Genomic DNA, 15,172 nt, shown 5'->3' with positions numbered 1-15,172 from the left:
ATAAAAAGCCGATTAGTAAGGACGCTGGTAAGCGGTCTTCACAACTGTGTAGAACTCTTTCGCGTATTGACCTTGCTCGCGAGGGCCGAAACTAGACTCTTTACGACCACCAAACGGTACGTGGTAATCTGTACCTGCTGTTGGTAGGTTCACCATCACACAACCTGTTTGCGCTTGTTGCTTGAACATTGCGCTAGTACGTAGGCTTTGAGTAATGATGCCGCCCGTTAGACCAAAGCGAGTATCGTTGGTTGTCGCGATAACCTCTTCTAGGTCAGCGACACGAATCACACTTGCCATTGGTGCAAACACTTCTTCTTGGTTCACTTCCCAATCGTTCTTAGTGTTTAAGAACAGCGTTGGAGACATGTAGAAACCTTCGTGTTTCATGCTTAGGCGTTCGCCACCAAATGCTAGCTCACCGCCGCTTTGACGTGCTTTCTCAACCCAACCCAGGTTTGCTTCAAGTTGGTTGCCGTCAACAACAGGCCCCATGAACACGCCGTCTTCTAGTGCGTGACCGACTTTCAGCTCGCTCATACGTTTGATCAGTGCTTCAACGTATTGGTCGTGAATACCATCCATAACCACAAGACGAGAAGATGCTGTACATTTTTGACCTGCGCCAGAGAACGAACCTGCGATAGTTGCATCAACAGCTGTTTGGATATCAGCATCATCAGCAACCACAAGTGCGTTCTTACTGCCCATCTCTAATTGGCAACGAACGAAGTTTGGCGCTGTAGCAGCGGCAACCTTACGACCCGTGTCAACAGAACCAGTAAAGCTCACACCGTTCACTTCTTTAGAGTTGATCAGTGCATCACCTACTTTAGAACCACTACCTAGAACGAGGTTGAACGTGCCTGCTGGCATGCCTTGGCGGTGGATAATCTCAGTTAGCGCAACCGCACTTGCTGGTGTTAGGTTTGCTGGTTTCCAGATAACGCTGTTACCGAAAGCAAGCGCTGGAGCGATTTTCCAAGCAGCAGTCGCGGTCGGGAAGTTCCAAGGAGAGATGATGCCGATAACACCCACCGCTTCACGAGTCACTTCTACAGAAACGCCTGGGCGTACTGATTCTGCGTTGTCGCCAATTTGACGAAGCACTTCAGCCGCAAAGTACTGGAAGAACTGACCTGCGCGGTAAATTTCGCCACGACCTTCAGCAAAAGGCTTACCTTCTTCACGAGAAAGTAACGTACCTAGCTCATCACAACGTGCAATCAGCTCATCACCGATTGCTTGAAGTACTGCTTGCTTACGTTCAATAGGCGTTTTTTCCCACTCTGGTTGAGCGTGCTTTGCCGCTGAAATCGCTTGTTGGACTTGGTCAGCACTTGCTTGTGCAAAGTTACCGATGTTTTCAGAAATATCTGATGGGTTAATGTTCGCAACGGTGCTTACACCCGCTTGCCATTCGCCGCCAATGTAAAGTGCGTTTTCTGCTTGAACATTCTGTAATTGAGTCATCATTCTGTCCTTGTAACGGTTAGGTTGCGTTTGAGCCTGGCAACCATCTGATTAATGAATAAAACGTTAATTTATATAAGAAATAACGTTTAAATCTTGTATCTAAAACTGAACCAAGACGCTTGTATCAATAAAGATCTTTACAGACAAATAGCTTTGATCCGCAAATTGCCTCAGTTCACAGTATCTTTATTCAGGTTGAGAGGCTGATGCGTAAACCACGAACTCAACCAACATTTCTTCTCTTGCTAACCCTGCAACGACGACCGCAGCACGGTTTGGATAAGGTGCATTGAAGTATTCTCCGTATACGCTGTTGACCGTTTTTAGATATTCACGGTCTGTCACGTAAATCAGAACTTGCAGCACTGAATCCATAGATTCGCCTGCACACTCCAACGTATGAACAAGGTTGTTAAAAGTCTGACGCGTTTGCGCTTCGATACCGCCTTCTACTACTGCGCCAGTTTCATCAATTGGAATCTGCGCTGTGTATAGAGTGCCGTTATTAACGATTGCCCACTCTAGTGGTGCTTTTGAAGCGAAAAGCTCGGTTTTTACTGGGTGTTTTTTAGTTTGTGCGTTCACGATTCCATCCAACTTTGTAACAACTATGTTTCAAGATGGTTAAATACTGCACCTTGACGGCTGATAAATCTAACGGTAAATTTTGTGCATTTGATAAATAAAATCTATCACCTTTAAAAAAGTAAGGTATAGCAAGGCCTAGAGAAGGATTCCTGTCATGAGTATTAAGCTACAACAGTTAAAACATTTTGTTTTAGTGGTCGAAGAAGGCGGATTTAGAGCGGCATCTCACCGAGCAAATCGCTCGCAAGCGGCACTTTCAACATCAATAAAAGAGCTAGAAAAAATTCTCGGCCAACCACTGTTTGAAACGGGCAACAAATCGACGCTGACACCTTTTGGCGAAATATGTTTACCGAAAATCATTCAATTCTTAAATGTTTACAAGGCATTAGATAACGACCTCCGTGCTGCAGCAGCTGGCCAACAAGGGCGAGTTCGAATAGCGAGTGTCCCTTCAGTGGCCGCAAAACTAATCCCTAGTGTTTTAGGGGCTTTTTGCGAAAAGTACCCCAATGTTGAGGTCAGCTTAATTGACGATAATGCGGCAGGTGTGGAAGCGAGATTACTCTCTGGAGAGGTGGATGTTGCCCTCGGAAATAGCTCCCATTTAGAAGAAGAGAGCATCGATTTCACGCCTTTGCTCTCTGACCCTATTGGTGTGGTCTGCCTCAAAGACAACCCCATCGCCTCTCAACGAGAGGGAATAGAATGGCAAACTTTGTTAAAACAACCCTTCATTCGCAACGGTACTTGTACCCTACTTGACCCAACACCCGCACGAATGCTCAGCGAACAGGCTCTTTATTCGGTAGAGAACATCACTTCGTTGTTTTCGGTGTTAGAACTCGGGATAGGCGTGACCACGCTACCTAAGTTGGCTTTCCCGACCAATGAAACCCGTTTGGTGTGGATCCCATTGATTGACCCGCCCTTACAGCGTCAGATCGGTATTTTCAGATTGGCTGACCGTACGATCTCGCCACAAGCACAAGCCTTTCATGACTTGTGTATTCAATACCTAAGCTATGAAGAGTAATAGAAAAACATGAATGAAGGCGCTTCCTATAGGCCTATTGATACGACAAACATCTTTAGATTCCGATTATTTCTGTATTGAAACTGTTACTTCTGGGTCGATGCTCTGCGAATTCGTCCGATAATAATTCGACCCAACCTCAGCGATACCTCTATTTTTGAGTCAATTAACCCGTACTTTCCATCTGTATGTATGTTTTCTCGCCCTCATCATTGACCCTAGATCTTGTTGCATCAGCGGTTGGACGCTGAATTATTCATCAAACTTTCATCTTGAACCCGGTGCTGGGCGTGTTGATTCGCGTTCCAATACATCAATAATGAAAATATGATAACGATATTAAAAAAAATCAGCTTAATGATAAGGAGTACCATACTGCTATTTCACTACACAAACGAAACCTTTCAATATCAACAAAATCTTGGTTATACCCCGCTTCGAATACCAACCCGTAATCACATTTAGAAAAGACTCTAAGTCATTGAATATGCTTAATTGATAACGTCATATCTTAATATTTTTTCTCTCTAATTTTCTGGGTAAAACCTCCCTTTTCTCACTATAAACAAAGCATTTTAAATATTCATGGATTTAATAATAGAACTATTACTTTCATAAATGAAAAACACTCATTTCAAAAATGGAATTATTGATGCCGATATTTGTCGTTTTGATCACATAATTTTAGGCGTAGTTTATATTTTGTCGAAACGATAGCGAGTTAGTTTTTAACGTTTAATTTCGTCAGGAGATATAAAGCCAGAAAGATTATTTCTTTGTTAACAAGTAAAGGTTTATTAACAAGTCAAATTGCTATTAACAAGTAAGTGCTAGTAACAAAACATATTCAAACTGTGTTTTATATTGACTTACACTGTTAAATATAAGGTTTTATTATGAGGCTTAATGGGATAAGTAGCGACATCCTTGTTGCTGCTAAAAGAGTTGTTCTCTGCCAAATAGTATTAGCCGTCGGTGTAGTTTTATATGAAGTGTTTTTTGGTAATAAAGTAGATATGGAGTCTTCAGCTTTGGGTGTCGTAATCGCGATGTTACCACCGCTGTTTGGTTTTATATATGCAAGCCTTAAGGTGCACAAGAATCCTAATTATAGTTTACGTGACTTAATGCAAATGAGTCGTGTCGTGAAAATAACCTATACGTTCTTAATGTTTATCCTGGCATTCCAGTTTTTTAAATTGGATAACCCAGTAATATTATACGCGTATATTTTCACAATGATTGGGTACTTCTTAACACCATTTATTACTGCCTCTACAAGATCGGAGTACGTGTAGTATGGAGCAAGTCACTACCGCTCACGAATACATAGAGCATCACTTAACCTTCTTAACTACAGGTGATGGTTTCTGGGCGTTCAACATTGACTCAATGTTGGTATCTTGGATCACGGGTTTACTGTTTATTGGAGCTTTTCGATATGTAGTAACCAAGGGCACTAGCGGTGTTCCAGGTCGTTTTCAATGTTTTATCGAGCTTATCTTTGATTTCGTTAACAACCTAGTCAAAGAGATTTTTCAAGCGGAGGATAGATTAATAGGGCCACTGGCATTAACCACTTTTGTTTGGGTGTTGTTAATGAATGCAGTCGACCTATTGCCTATAGATTTAATACCAGGGTTAACTCGTGTAATGGGTTTAGAACACTTTAGAGATCTACCGACAGCGGATGTAAATATCCCAATGTCGATGGCACTCGGTGTGTTTATTTTATTGTTAACTTATACGTTTAAAAATAAAGGTTTGAAAGGCTTTATCAAAGAGCTAACTACTCAGCCATTTGATAACCCTCTTTTATATCCTGTTAACTTTGTTCTTGAATTAATAACATTAATTTCAAAGCCAATATCACTAGGCTTACGATTATTCGGAAATATGTATGCAGGCGAGATGATATTCATCCTTATCGCACTAATGCCTTGGTGGATGCAATGGGCACTAAGTGTTCCATGGGCCTTATTCCACATATTAATCGTATTCTTACAAGCATTTATATTTATGGTACTGACCGTTGTTTACTTAGCAATGGCAACAGAAGAACACCACTAATTAATAACTAAAAAATTAACTAACACATTATTTATCGGAGATACAAATGGATATCGTAAGCGCAGTTTTATATGTAGCAGGTGCATTACTGATCGGTTTAGGTGCAGCAGGTGCAGCATCTGGTATTGGTAACTTAGCGGGTAAATATCTTGAAGGTGTTGCTCGTCAACCAGACCTTACTCCAATGCTTCGTACTCAATTCTTCATCATGATGGGCCTTGTGGATGCTGTACCGATGATCGGTGTTGGTATCGGTCTATACATCATCTTTGCCGTGGCTTAATTAAAAGCTTTGAAAAGATCGATTTGTAAATAATCAAGATTTAGTGAGGAAGGTATGAACTTAAATGCCAGCATGTTTGGTCAAGCAATCTCATTCGTGATTTTTGTTTGGCTATGCATGAAATATGTATGGCCCCCTCTCACCGCGATGTTAGACGAGCGCCAAAAAGAAATCGCTGATGGTTTACGCCACTCAGAGAATGCAGCGAAAGAGCTAGAACTAGCAAAATCAAATGGCGCACAACTCGTCGCAGATGCGAAAAAAAATGTGACCGAACTGATTGAGCAAGGCAAAAAACGCCGCAACGAAATCATCACCTTAGCTCACCAAGAAGGTGAGCAAGAAAAGGCACGCATCTTAGAACAAGGTAGAGCTGAGCTAGAAGGCGAACGTCAAAAGTTACGCCGTGAACTTCAGGCGGATATGGCAGATGCTGTTATTCAAAGTGCACAGAAATTGATTAGCAAAAACCTAGATTCTGAAACGAACCGAGCGTTAGTTGATCAAATGATAAGCGAACTCTAAACGGAGGCAATATGTCAGATTACACCAATATTGCTCATCCCTACGCTAAAGCATCGTTCGACTTTGCTTTAGGTGAAAACAAGTTACAAGAGTGGCACTCAATGCTGTCCATTCTTGTGACAGTAGCGGAAGAAGAAACGATCGCTAAACAGATTTCATCAGCAGAAGGTGTTCACACACAGCAATCTGAAGAACTGGTCAATCTCATCATTCACGTTTGCCAAGGACTCGTTGATGACCACGTCATTAATCTCATTAAAGTCTTGGCTGAGAATGGCCGTCTTGCAGTGATCAGAGACTTGTTTAACTTGTTCAGCGACCTAAAGGACGAACATGAACGTGTAATCCCTGTCACTGTCACCAGTTCAGAATTGCTTACACAAGATCAAGTTACATCACTCACTGCTGCACTTGAGAAGAAATTAGAGCGTCAGGTTGAAATGGAACAGGTTATTGATGACTCGCTGGTTGGCGGGATCGTAATCAAGGCGGGTGAAACCGTCATCGATGGTTCTTTGAACACATCAATTAGCCGATTAGCCCATCAACTTCACGCGAGATAGGTAACAATTATGCAATTAAATTCAAATGAAATCAGCGATCTAATCAAAGATCGCATCTCGAAGTTTAATGTGAGCACCGAAGCTCGCAACGAAGGCACCATAGTCTCGGTTCGTGATGGCATCATTACTATTAATGGCCTTGCGGATGTCATGCAGGGTGAGATGATCGAGCTTCCAGGTGGCAAATACGCTCTTGCTCTTAACCTTGACACGCACTCAGTCGGTGCCGTAGTTATGGGCCCCTACACTGACCTCTCTGAAGGTATGAAAGTGAAAGGTACTGGCCGTATCTTGGAAGTACCCGTCGGTAACGGACTTCTTGGCCGTGTAGTAAACACATTAGGCGAGCCAATCGATGGCAAAGGCCCAGTGAGTTGTGACCGACTCGACCCAGTTGAAGTGATTGCTCCCGGCGTAATCGAGCGTAAGTCCGTCGATCAGCCAATTCAAACCGGTTATAAAGCCGTTGACACCATGGTGCCTATCGGTCGAGGTCAACGCGAACTTATCATCGGTGACCGTCAGACAGGTAAAACGGCGCTAGCCATCGATGCAATCATCAATCAAAAAGATTCTGGCATCAAATGTGTGTACGTGGCGATTGGCCAGAAAGCCTCCACTATCGCAAACGTTGTTCGTAAACTCGAAGACCACGATGCGCTTAAAAATACCATCGTTGTTGTTGCATCAGCATCAGAATCAGCAGCGCTTCAATACCTAGCACCCTATGCGGGCTGCACCATGGGTGAATACTTCCGTGACCGTGGTGAAGATGCACTGATCATCTATGATGACCTATCAAAGCAAGCCGTCGCTTACCGTCAAATCTCATTGCTATTGAAACGCCCACCGGGTCGTGAAGCCTTCCCTGGCGACGTATTCTACCTCCACTCTCGTCTACTAGAACGTGCTGCAAGAGTGAATGCGGAATACGTAGAGAAGTTCACGAACGGTGAAGTGAAAGGCCAAACAGGCTCACTGACAGCGCTTCCTATCATTGAAACTCAAGCGGGTGACGTATCTGCGTTTGTACCAACCAACGTAATCTCAATTACTGATGGTCAGGTTTTCCTACAAACCCAACTGTTCAACTCAGGCCTACGTCCTGCTGTTGACCCTGGTATCTCGGTATCTCGTGTGGGCGGCGCGGCGCAGTGCAAGATCATCAAGAAACTGTCTGGTGGTATCCGTACATCATTAGCTCAATACCGCGAATTAGCCGCATTTGCTCAGTTCTCTTCTGACTTAGATGACATGACGCGTAAGCAGCTTGACCATGGTGAGCGTGTAACCGAATTGATGAAGCAAAAGCAATACTCTCCGATGTCTGTCGCTGAGCAAGCAACGGTTATCTACGCAGCAGAAAAAGGCTATTTGGCTGACGTAGAGTTGAACAAAATTGCACGTTTTGAAGAAGAATTGATTGCTTACGCGAAAGGTCAAAACCCAGAGTTGTTCGACACCATCAACGCTAATGGTGACTACAACGATGAAATTGATGGCGCTCTTGCAAAGCTTCTCGGTGACTTTGTAGCGTTGAAAGCTTGGTAAACGCTCCGGTTTGTTGGCTGGAAATCAAAACAAATTAGGAGCAGATAATGGCAAATACTAAAGAAATTCGCACCAAGATAGGCAGTGTTAGTAACACTCAGAAAATCACCAGTGCAATGGAGATGGTTGCGGCAAGTAAGATGCGTAAGGTTCAAGACAATATGACGCTAACACGTCCATATGCAGAGAACATGCGCAAAGTTATCTCTCATGTCGCATCAGGGTCGCTGGAATACCAGCATCCCTACCTTCAACAGCGTGAACCAAAACGCGTTGCTTACATCATTATTTCGTCCGACCGGGGCTTATGTGGTGGCTTGAACTCGAACTTGTTCAAGAAAGTGTTAGAAGAAATGGAGCAATGGCGCACCAAGGGAGTCGAGGTAGAAACAACCTTAGTGGGATCTAAGGCTATCTCGTTCTTCCAACGCAGCGGCAATGTTATCGCGCAAACGTCAGGCCTTGGTGACGCGCCTAAATTAGAAGACATTTTAGGTACGGTTAACGCGATGCTAGGGCATTACGACGACGAAAAAATCGACAGCTTGTATCTCGTTTATAACCAGTTCATCAACACCATGGTTCAAGAACCAACGACCTTGCAGTTGCTGCCCCACCCTTCAGATTCTGAAGCCGATGGAGGCGCGAAAAAAGCACGTCGTTGGGACTACATCTATGAACAAGCACCAAGAGACATCCTCTCTGAGCTGTTACATCGATACATTGAATCGCAAGTGTATCAAGGCATCGTAGAGAGCATTGCCTGTGAGCAGGCAGCCCGAATGGTGGCCATGAAAGCGGCGACCGATAACGCAGGCCAACTCATCGATGATTTGCAGTTGGTATACAACAAAGCGCGACAGGCTGCCATTACCCAAGAACTGAGTGAAATAGTCTCAGGTGCTCAAGCTGTCTAAGGGCAGAAAAGAGTGGGTTAAGAATAGAATTTGAGGATTTAGAGATGAGTGTTGGAAAAATAGTTAAAGTTATCGGCGCGGTGGTAGACGTCGAGTTCAGCGGCGGCAACAGCCCACGCGTTTATGATGCATTGAAAGTGACTAGCGAGGAAGCAAGCTCTCTCGTATTGGAAGTTCAGCAACAACTGGGTGGCAGTATCGTTCGTTGTATTGCAATGGGTACGTCAGATGGCTTGCGCCGAGGCCTAACTGTTGAAAACACCGGTTCTCCAATCACTGTTCCTGTGGGCGAAGAAACCTTAGGCCGTATCATGAACGTTCTTGGCCAGCCTATCGATGAATGCGGTGAAATCGGTCAAAAAGAAAGCTACGAAATTCACCGTGAAGCACCCTCTTATGAAGAACAAGCAAACAGCACTGAACTTCTTGAGACCGGCGTTAAGGTTATCGACCTTATCTGTCCGTTCGCTAAGGGCGGTAAAATTGGTCTGTTCGGTGGTGCTGGCGTAGGTAAGACTGTCAACATGATGGAGCTTATCAACAACATCGCAAAAGCCCACTCAGGTCTCTCTGTATTTACCGGTGTTGGTGAGCGTACTCGTGAAGGTAACGACTTCTACTACGAGATGAAAGAAGCCGGTGTACTAGACAAAGTGGCCATGGTTTACGGCCAAATGAACGAGCCACCGGGAAACCGTCTACGTGTTGCACTTACAGGCCTGACTATGGCTGAGCGCTTCCGTGATGAAGGTCGTGACGTACTGTTGTTCATTGATAACATTTACCGTTACACGCTTGCAGGGACTGAGGTGTCAGCGCTGTTAGGTCGTATGCCTTCTGCAGTAGGTTACCAACCAACACTCGCTGAAGAGATGGGTGTGCTTCAAGAGCGTATCACCTCGACTAGACAAGGCTCTATCACGTCTATCCAAGCGGTATACGTACCTGCGGATGACTTGACCGATCCATCACCAGCAACAACCTTTGCTCACTTAGATGCGACCGTTGTACTGTCTCGTAATATCGCGGCATTGGGCCTCTACCCTGCAATCGACCCATTGGATTCAACATCTCGCCAATTGGACCCGCTTGTGGTTGGTCAAGAGCACTACGACATTGCACAAAAAGTCCAAACAACGCTGCAACGCTACAAAGAGCTAAAAGACATCATCGCGATTCTTGGTATGGATGAGCTTTCAACTGAAGATAAACAGACGGTATCTCGCGCTCGTAAGATTGAACGTTTCTTAACTCAGCCTTATCACGTAGCCGAAGTGTTTACCGGTCAGAAAGGTGTATTTGTACCGCTAAGCGAAACACTAAGAGGCTTTAAAGGCCTGTTAGGCGGCGAATATGACGATATCCCAGAGCAGGCATTCTTGTACTGTGGTTCTATCGACGAAGTGCTTAACAAAGCAAAATCACTCTAAGAGGCAGGTGCACCATGGCTATCGGAATTACAGATAATACATTTCAACTTAATATTGTAAGTGCGGAAGGTACGCTGTTTTCAGGTCCAGCGTATGCCCTAGCCGTTTCTGGCGCTGATGGTGAGCTGGGGATTCGCCCCGGTCACTCCCCGCTTCTCAGTAAGATCAAGCCGGGCGTAACAGTGTTTGTCACAGATCCTAAATCAGAAGGGCAAGTGCTTTATGTCTCTGGCGGAATGCTGGAAGTTCAGCCGGATGTGGTAACGGTGTTAGCCGATACTGCCTTGCACGGCCAAGATATTGACCGCGCTCGCGCAGAAGAAGCGAAATATGCAGCTCTAGAAAATATCAATAAGGGCAATGTAGACATCAACTTTGCACAAGCTCAGCTTGAACTAGCAAAAGCCGTTGCTCAGCTTCGAGCATCAGAACTGACGTCTTCTCGCACTAGACACTAGACACTAGACACCAAAAGATAGGCCTCATTGCGTACTCTGCTGGATTCGTCATCTGTGTAATTAACTGCTGATATGTAAATAGTCTACCCACTTAAAAACGGTTTAAGTGGGTAGACTACATCAGATGTTATCGACTCAAACTCTTCCCTGCTTTCACCTTATCCACCCGTATTATCCACCCGCATATTAAAAATCACTTCTCTGCAAAACGCGCTTGGTGCGGATCAAGCTCATGACCAAGAGGCTGTGTGAGTGAATGATAGAGCTCTGGCTTACGGCCACGAATCCAGCGCCTGCCCGTACACATATCTAACTCTTCTGCTTTTAGCTCTGCAATCACCATATCGTTATCTACGCTGTGAGTCTCTGTGATGATTTCACCATAAGGGCTGAGGATCATCGCATTGCCTGTTCTTACCTCATCCATATCAACGCCGACACCATTACTAAACACCACGAACATACCGTTGTCGTGCGCTCTTGCAGGCAGCCAACGCATTAGCCACTCGCGGCCATTCTTGCCCTGCATTTCTGCACGAATCGCATCTGGGTTTTCATCTCGGTTAAACCATAACTCAGGGTCAATGCGCTTCATCGCATTGGGGCTACGTGACTGACAACCGCCTGTCTGGTGTGGTGCAATCAAAATATCGGCGCCTTTCAATGCAGTAATTCGAACATTCTCAACCAAGTTGTTATCCCAACAAATCAAGATACCGACTTTGCAGCCATGCGGCGTATCGAACACCGTGTATTGATCGCCACTGCTCATATATGGGCTAACAAAGGTATGCAGTTTACGGTGTTTCTGAACTTCTCCATTTGGCATGGCAAATACGTAAGTGTTGTATAACTCGCCATCAGTACCCTGCTCTATCAAGCCTGCGCCAACGCTCATGCCAAATCGCGTTGCCAGTGAAACTAACTTTTGAGTGGATTCACCGCTCGGTACAGGTTCCGCTAACGCTTCGATTTCATCTCGCGACAAAGCAGACACATGCCAGTAGCCAGTGATGCACATCTCCGGAAAGCTGATGATCTCCACGCCACTCTCCGAAGCTTGTCGAACATATTGTTCTATCACAGATAGGTTATACGCCTTGTCACCCGCATGGTGGTTGAATTGAACCGACGCTACTTTGATGTCTTTCTTCATTATTCGTCCTCAAGCTTTGCTTTATCTGATTGGTATGAACTCAGTATAAAAAATCAATTCAATTCCATATAATGAAACATATTCTCAATTCAATGAGCATTTGGAATGGAATTTGATCTACTGAAGGCATTTTGTCAGCTCGCTAAATCGGGCAATTACCGTTTGGCGTCAGAGCAGCTCTACATCACTCAGTCAGCTCTCACTAAAAAGATTCAACGACTTGAATCCAACATTGGGGCGTCTCTGTTTTCTCGTGGTAGAAATGGCGCAGAGCTGACGCACGCAGGAAAAACGTTGCTGCCGGAAGCCCAACGTTTGGTTCATTCAATGCAGGCGTTTGAGCAGCTTTCAGGTTCGGTAGTAAAAGGGACTCAGGGGCATTTGAACATTGGCTTTGGTGTTTCCACTTATCATGAAGCACCTAAACTAATTGCTGCGTATAAACAACAGCAGCCAAATGTTCACATCACCTTAAATGACACACCTTCTAAGCAGCAGACGGATGAGTTGTTGAGCCATGATCTCGATATCAGCTTCAATCGGATACCAGAATCATCGGATTTAGAAAGCCTAACACTGTTCAATGATTCGCTTGTGGTCGCGATACACAAAGATCTTCTCAAGCAAGCGCCAAGCAAAAATCACTTCATCTCTGAGTTATCGAAATGGCCTTACCTAAAGCTCGCTCAACACCGTGGCCCCGGACTAGACAGACAGATTCAGCAATATTGTCTTTCCAATAAAATCGACTTATCAAAGACACAAGAAGCCGACGACATTCTTACCCTGCTGGCGTTAGTTTCGGCCAATATCGGTTTCACTATTGTGCCAAACAGCGCGCAGTACATTAGTAACACCGATGTGGAATTCATTGCGTTAGAAGGTGAACACGCCACTTGGCCAGTCGGGTTGATATGGAATGGAGAGAGTGAAAACCCACTTAGGGATAAGTTTGTAGAGTTTGTGGCTCATCAAAAACAAAATTAGGTCAGGACCTAATTTACACCTACAAAAAAGGCTCACTAAATAGTGTAATGCCGTTCGGATAAGCATTATTGCTTGAACCTGAACGGATATTTGGCTGGGACAAAGAGGACTGAACGTGGAAACGTTCGGTCCTTTCTTTTATCTGGAAGAATGAAGTGACTTAAACTGTCTCTCATCCTTTTCAGTTTTACAGGTAGAGTTCCGTCTGGACTTAAAGCTAACCAACGTAATTGCGCATCAATAAGGTTAATTGCGGCGGTAAAACTGACCCTAGTCGCTCGAACCCCGGCTTCTGAAGCTATCTTAACCATCTCTAATCGCACTAAGTTATAGGCAAGTAATACGCCCCAAAGCTCTTGCTTCACACCGGCAGAAAAACGACTTCGTAAAGTGACGTGACTTTGCAGTTGAGTCTGTTTAATTTCACCATAACCTTCTTCTATCTCCCAGCGTTGCCAATAAATACGCAGCAGGCTTTCTAGCGAGTATCTACTAGGGTCTGTAAGTGAAGTAATAAAACCTTTTATCTCGCCTTTTGGCTCTTGATATAGGACTAATCTAGCTTCCCAACGTGCGGGTAAATTCGGATTCTGCCGTTGAGCTTGAGGAGAGATGGGCATTGAGATGAGCATGTCGTTCTCCGCATATTTCTCCAACACTTCATAGCGTAGCTTACGTTTTGCAGGCATTAACCAGTGAGCATTTTCCGCACTCTCTTGCCACGACAACAAGAGGTCTGCCGAGAAATAACAACGATCAAATAAGGTCAATGAATGTGCGGGGATATCATTGAATAGACGCTTAGCTAAGGTCGTTTCACCGACATGACAGCCATCAAAAGCCGCCCCCATAATCATTCGAGTTTCTGTTGACATCAAAGCGACTAAACGAAGTTGAGGGTAAGGTTTCAATTTTTTAGAGATGAACCCAAATTCTTCAGCGTTCTCTGGGGAATCTTGGCACCTAAATGTTGTTCCATCCACAGCAAGAACATTAAGCTCCAAGTCTTTATCTTGTTGAAGGATATCTCCGTTCCAAGCCTTTACCGTTGTGTGAAACAGAGCCGCTAATGGACTCTCATCTAGACGTCGGCGTGAATCAGTTAGGACACTAGGTGCAACACGAGACCAGCTATCTTCAGGTTTAGGCTGAAGCGCAATGTCTAATGAACTGCATACCTCTTTGATAGACATGTTGCGTTGCAGCCCCATCCAAATAACTAACCAGACAGCTTGCTGAGCGGGAAGCCGACGTCGTCTTATGCTCGCTTTATTGGTTTCAAGAAGAGCTTGTTCTATCCACTCAATCTGAATGGCGTCGACGACAGATTCATAATTGTCGGCATCTTCAATGGTCTCGTGTGCCATTGCTAATTCTTGTTCAAGCATAAAAAATCCCCATCAACGTTGTTGATGGGGATTATCTGCTAACTGCAAGATCGTTCAAGTCTTCTTAAACGATCGGCATTACACTAAATAGTGAGCCTTTTGATATCTGTTTAACGTAAAACCTGGGTCTAACGGTGCTTACGTTTCAAAGTAATAACTTTAGAAGAATTCAATCGAGTTACGGCCGCTTTTGTCGTCACGTGTTGGCTTTGGCGTATCCGCTTTCTTTTTCGGTTTGTTTTCTTTCTTCTTCTCTTTTTTCTCTTTCTTTGGTTCAGCCGTTGCGCTTAGCATTTCTGCTTTGCTTTTCTTAGATTCTTTCTTCTTAGAATCCTTTTTAGACTGACCTTTCTTCGCCTTGTTATCTTTTTTAGGCGCTTCTTTCTTTTTCGGCTTTTCTGACTCTTCTTGTACTGGCTGATCACACACCACTACATAGTATTCTTGGTTGAATTCAAAGAAGTCGCCATCGTACATTTTACGACGCTTGCGCGTTTCTAGCTCACCATTTACCGCTACGTAGCCTTCAGAGATGATGTGCTTAGCTTCACCGCCACCACTCACTAGGTTAGCAATTTTAAACACTTTGTAGAGCTCGATTGGCTGTGATGAAACATCAATACCAATTGCTTCAATTTCAATCTCTTCGCCTTCTTCGCCCAGCTCTTGGCCTTCGTAATCAGCGTCTTCGTAATGTTCTTGGTCCATGGTGACCTCTACCTAAATATGTACTTCTGGAATATT

The 15,172-nt window shown here is 44.4% G+C and carries 16 protein-coding genes; 11 read left to right on the top strand and 5 right to left on the bottom strand.

What is annotated here, in order from left to right; genetic code table 11:
- Positions 1-12 precede the first annotated feature (12 nt).
- Positions 13-1,473, bottom strand: coding sequence for an aldehyde dehydrogenase family protein (locus OCU90_RS18915; RefSeq protein WP_061023076.1), 1,461 nt, complete (start codon positions 1,471-1,473; stop codon positions 13-15).
- A gap of 189 nt (positions 1,474-1,662) precedes the next feature.
- The gene (locus OCU90_RS18910) at positions 1,663-2,061 is read right to left on the bottom strand and encodes a RidA family protein (protein WP_004730412.1); all 399 of its coding nucleotides are present in this window, start codon (positions 2,059-2,061) and stop codon (positions 1,663-1,665) included.
- A gap of 157 nt (positions 2,062-2,218) precedes the next feature.
- Between OCU90_RS18910 and OCU90_RS18905 the strand changes: the two genes are divergently transcribed.
- The 10 genes from OCU90_RS18905 to OCU90_RS18860 all read left to right on the top strand — a co-directional run bounded on the left by OCU90_RS18905 (position 2,219) and on the right by OCU90_RS18860 (position 10,897).
- Positions 2,219-3,100 (top strand): LysR family transcriptional regulator, encoded by an 882-nt coding sequence (locus OCU90_RS18905; RefSeq protein ID WP_004730410.1) that lies wholly within the window; start codon positions 2,219-2,221, stop codon positions 3,098-3,100.
- A gap of 896 nt (positions 3,101-3,996) precedes the next feature.
- Entirely contained in the window at positions 3,997-4,398 is a 402-nt protein-coding gene (locus OCU90_RS18900) for a hypothetical protein (RefSeq protein WP_004730409.1), read from the top strand.
- Position 4,399: 1 nt separating this feature from the next.
- Positions 4,400-5,170, top strand: a complete 771-nt coding sequence (atpB, locus tag OCU90_RS18895) for a F0F1 ATP synthase subunit A (RefSeq protein ID WP_061023077.1) — start codon at positions 4,400-4,402, stop codon at positions 5,168-5,170.
- A 46-nt stretch (positions 5,171-5,216) separates the two neighbouring features.
- Positions 5,217-5,453: a F0F1 ATP synthase subunit C gene (atpE, locus tag OCU90_RS18890; RefSeq protein ID WP_004730405.1), complete on the top strand. Its 237-nt coding sequence runs from the start codon at positions 5,217-5,219 to the stop codon at positions 5,451-5,453.
- A gap of 54 nt (positions 5,454-5,507) precedes the next feature.
- On the top strand, positions 5,508-5,978 hold the full coding sequence (locus OCU90_RS18885) for a F0F1 ATP synthase subunit B (protein ID WP_004730401.1): 471 nt from the start codon (positions 5,508-5,510) through the stop codon (positions 5,976-5,978).
- An 11-nt stretch (positions 5,979-5,989) separates the two neighbouring features.
- Positions 5,990-6,541, top strand: a complete 552-nt coding sequence (locus tag OCU90_RS18880; RefSeq protein ID WP_004730398.1) for a F0F1 ATP synthase subunit delta — start codon at positions 5,990-5,992, stop codon at positions 6,539-6,541.
- A 9-nt stretch (positions 6,542-6,550) separates the two neighbouring features.
- Positions 6,551-8,092 (top strand): F0F1 ATP synthase subunit alpha, encoded by a 1,542-nt coding sequence (atpA, locus tag OCU90_RS18875; protein WP_009844932.1) that lies wholly within the window; start codon positions 6,551-6,553, stop codon positions 8,090-8,092.
- A 47-nt stretch (positions 8,093-8,139) separates the two neighbouring features.
- On the top strand, positions 8,140-9,009 hold the full coding sequence (gene atpG, locus OCU90_RS18870; RefSeq protein ID WP_009844931.1) for a F0F1 ATP synthase subunit gamma: 870 nt from the start codon (positions 8,140-8,142) through the stop codon (positions 9,007-9,009).
- Positions 9,010-9,053: 44 nt separating this feature from the next.
- A complete protein-coding gene (atpD, locus tag OCU90_RS18865) occupies positions 9,054-10,439 on the top strand; it encodes a F0F1 ATP synthase subunit beta (RefSeq protein WP_004730394.1) in 1,386 nt (461 codons plus the stop codon).
- 14 nt (positions 10,440-10,453) lie between these two features.
- Complete coding sequence (locus OCU90_RS18860) at positions 10,454-10,897, top strand: F0F1 ATP synthase subunit epsilon (RefSeq protein WP_004730391.1); 444 nt, start codon at positions 10,454-10,456, stop codon at positions 10,895-10,897.
- Positions 10,898-11,090: 193 nt separating this feature from the next.
- Here OCU90_RS18860 and OCU90_RS18855 read toward each other — a convergent pair whose 3' ends face one another.
- The gene (locus OCU90_RS18855; RefSeq protein WP_061023079.1) at positions 11,091-12,053 is read right to left on the bottom strand and encodes a nitrilase family protein; all 963 of its coding nucleotides are present in this window, start codon (positions 12,051-12,053) and stop codon (positions 11,091-11,093) included.
- A 105-nt stretch (positions 12,054-12,158) separates the two neighbouring features.
- On the opposite strand from OCU90_RS18855, the gene OCU90_RS18850 reads away from it, so the two are divergent.
- A complete protein-coding gene (locus OCU90_RS18850) occupies positions 12,159-13,040 on the top strand; it encodes a LysR family transcriptional regulator (RefSeq protein WP_061023081.1) in 882 nt (293 codons plus the stop codon).
- 65 nt (positions 13,041-13,105) lie between these two features.
- Here OCU90_RS18850 and OCU90_RS18845 read toward each other — a convergent pair whose 3' ends face one another.
- Together OCU90_RS18845 and OCU90_RS18840 are read right to left on the bottom strand one after the other, a co-directional pair.
- A complete protein-coding gene (locus OCU90_RS18845) occupies positions 13,106-14,428 on the bottom strand; it encodes an IS4-like element ISVbsp1 family transposase (protein WP_009845967.1) in 1,323 nt (440 codons plus the stop codon).
- 159 nt (positions 14,429-14,587) lie between these two features.
- On the bottom strand, positions 14,588-15,136 hold the full coding sequence (locus tag OCU90_RS18840; RefSeq protein ID WP_009844928.1) for an RNA-binding S4 domain-containing protein: 549 nt from the start codon (positions 15,134-15,136) through the stop codon (positions 14,588-14,590).
- Positions 15,137-15,172 lie beyond the last annotated feature (36 nt).

Origin of the sequence: Vibrio splendidus (assembly GCF_024347615.1) — a bacterium.
Classification (GTDB): Bacteria; Pseudomonadota; Gammaproteobacteria; order Enterobacterales; family Vibrionaceae; genus Vibrio; species Vibrio splendidus.
The sequence above is the reverse complement of the archived record's forward strand: the minus strand, read 5'-3'. Positions and strand labels throughout refer to the sequence as shown.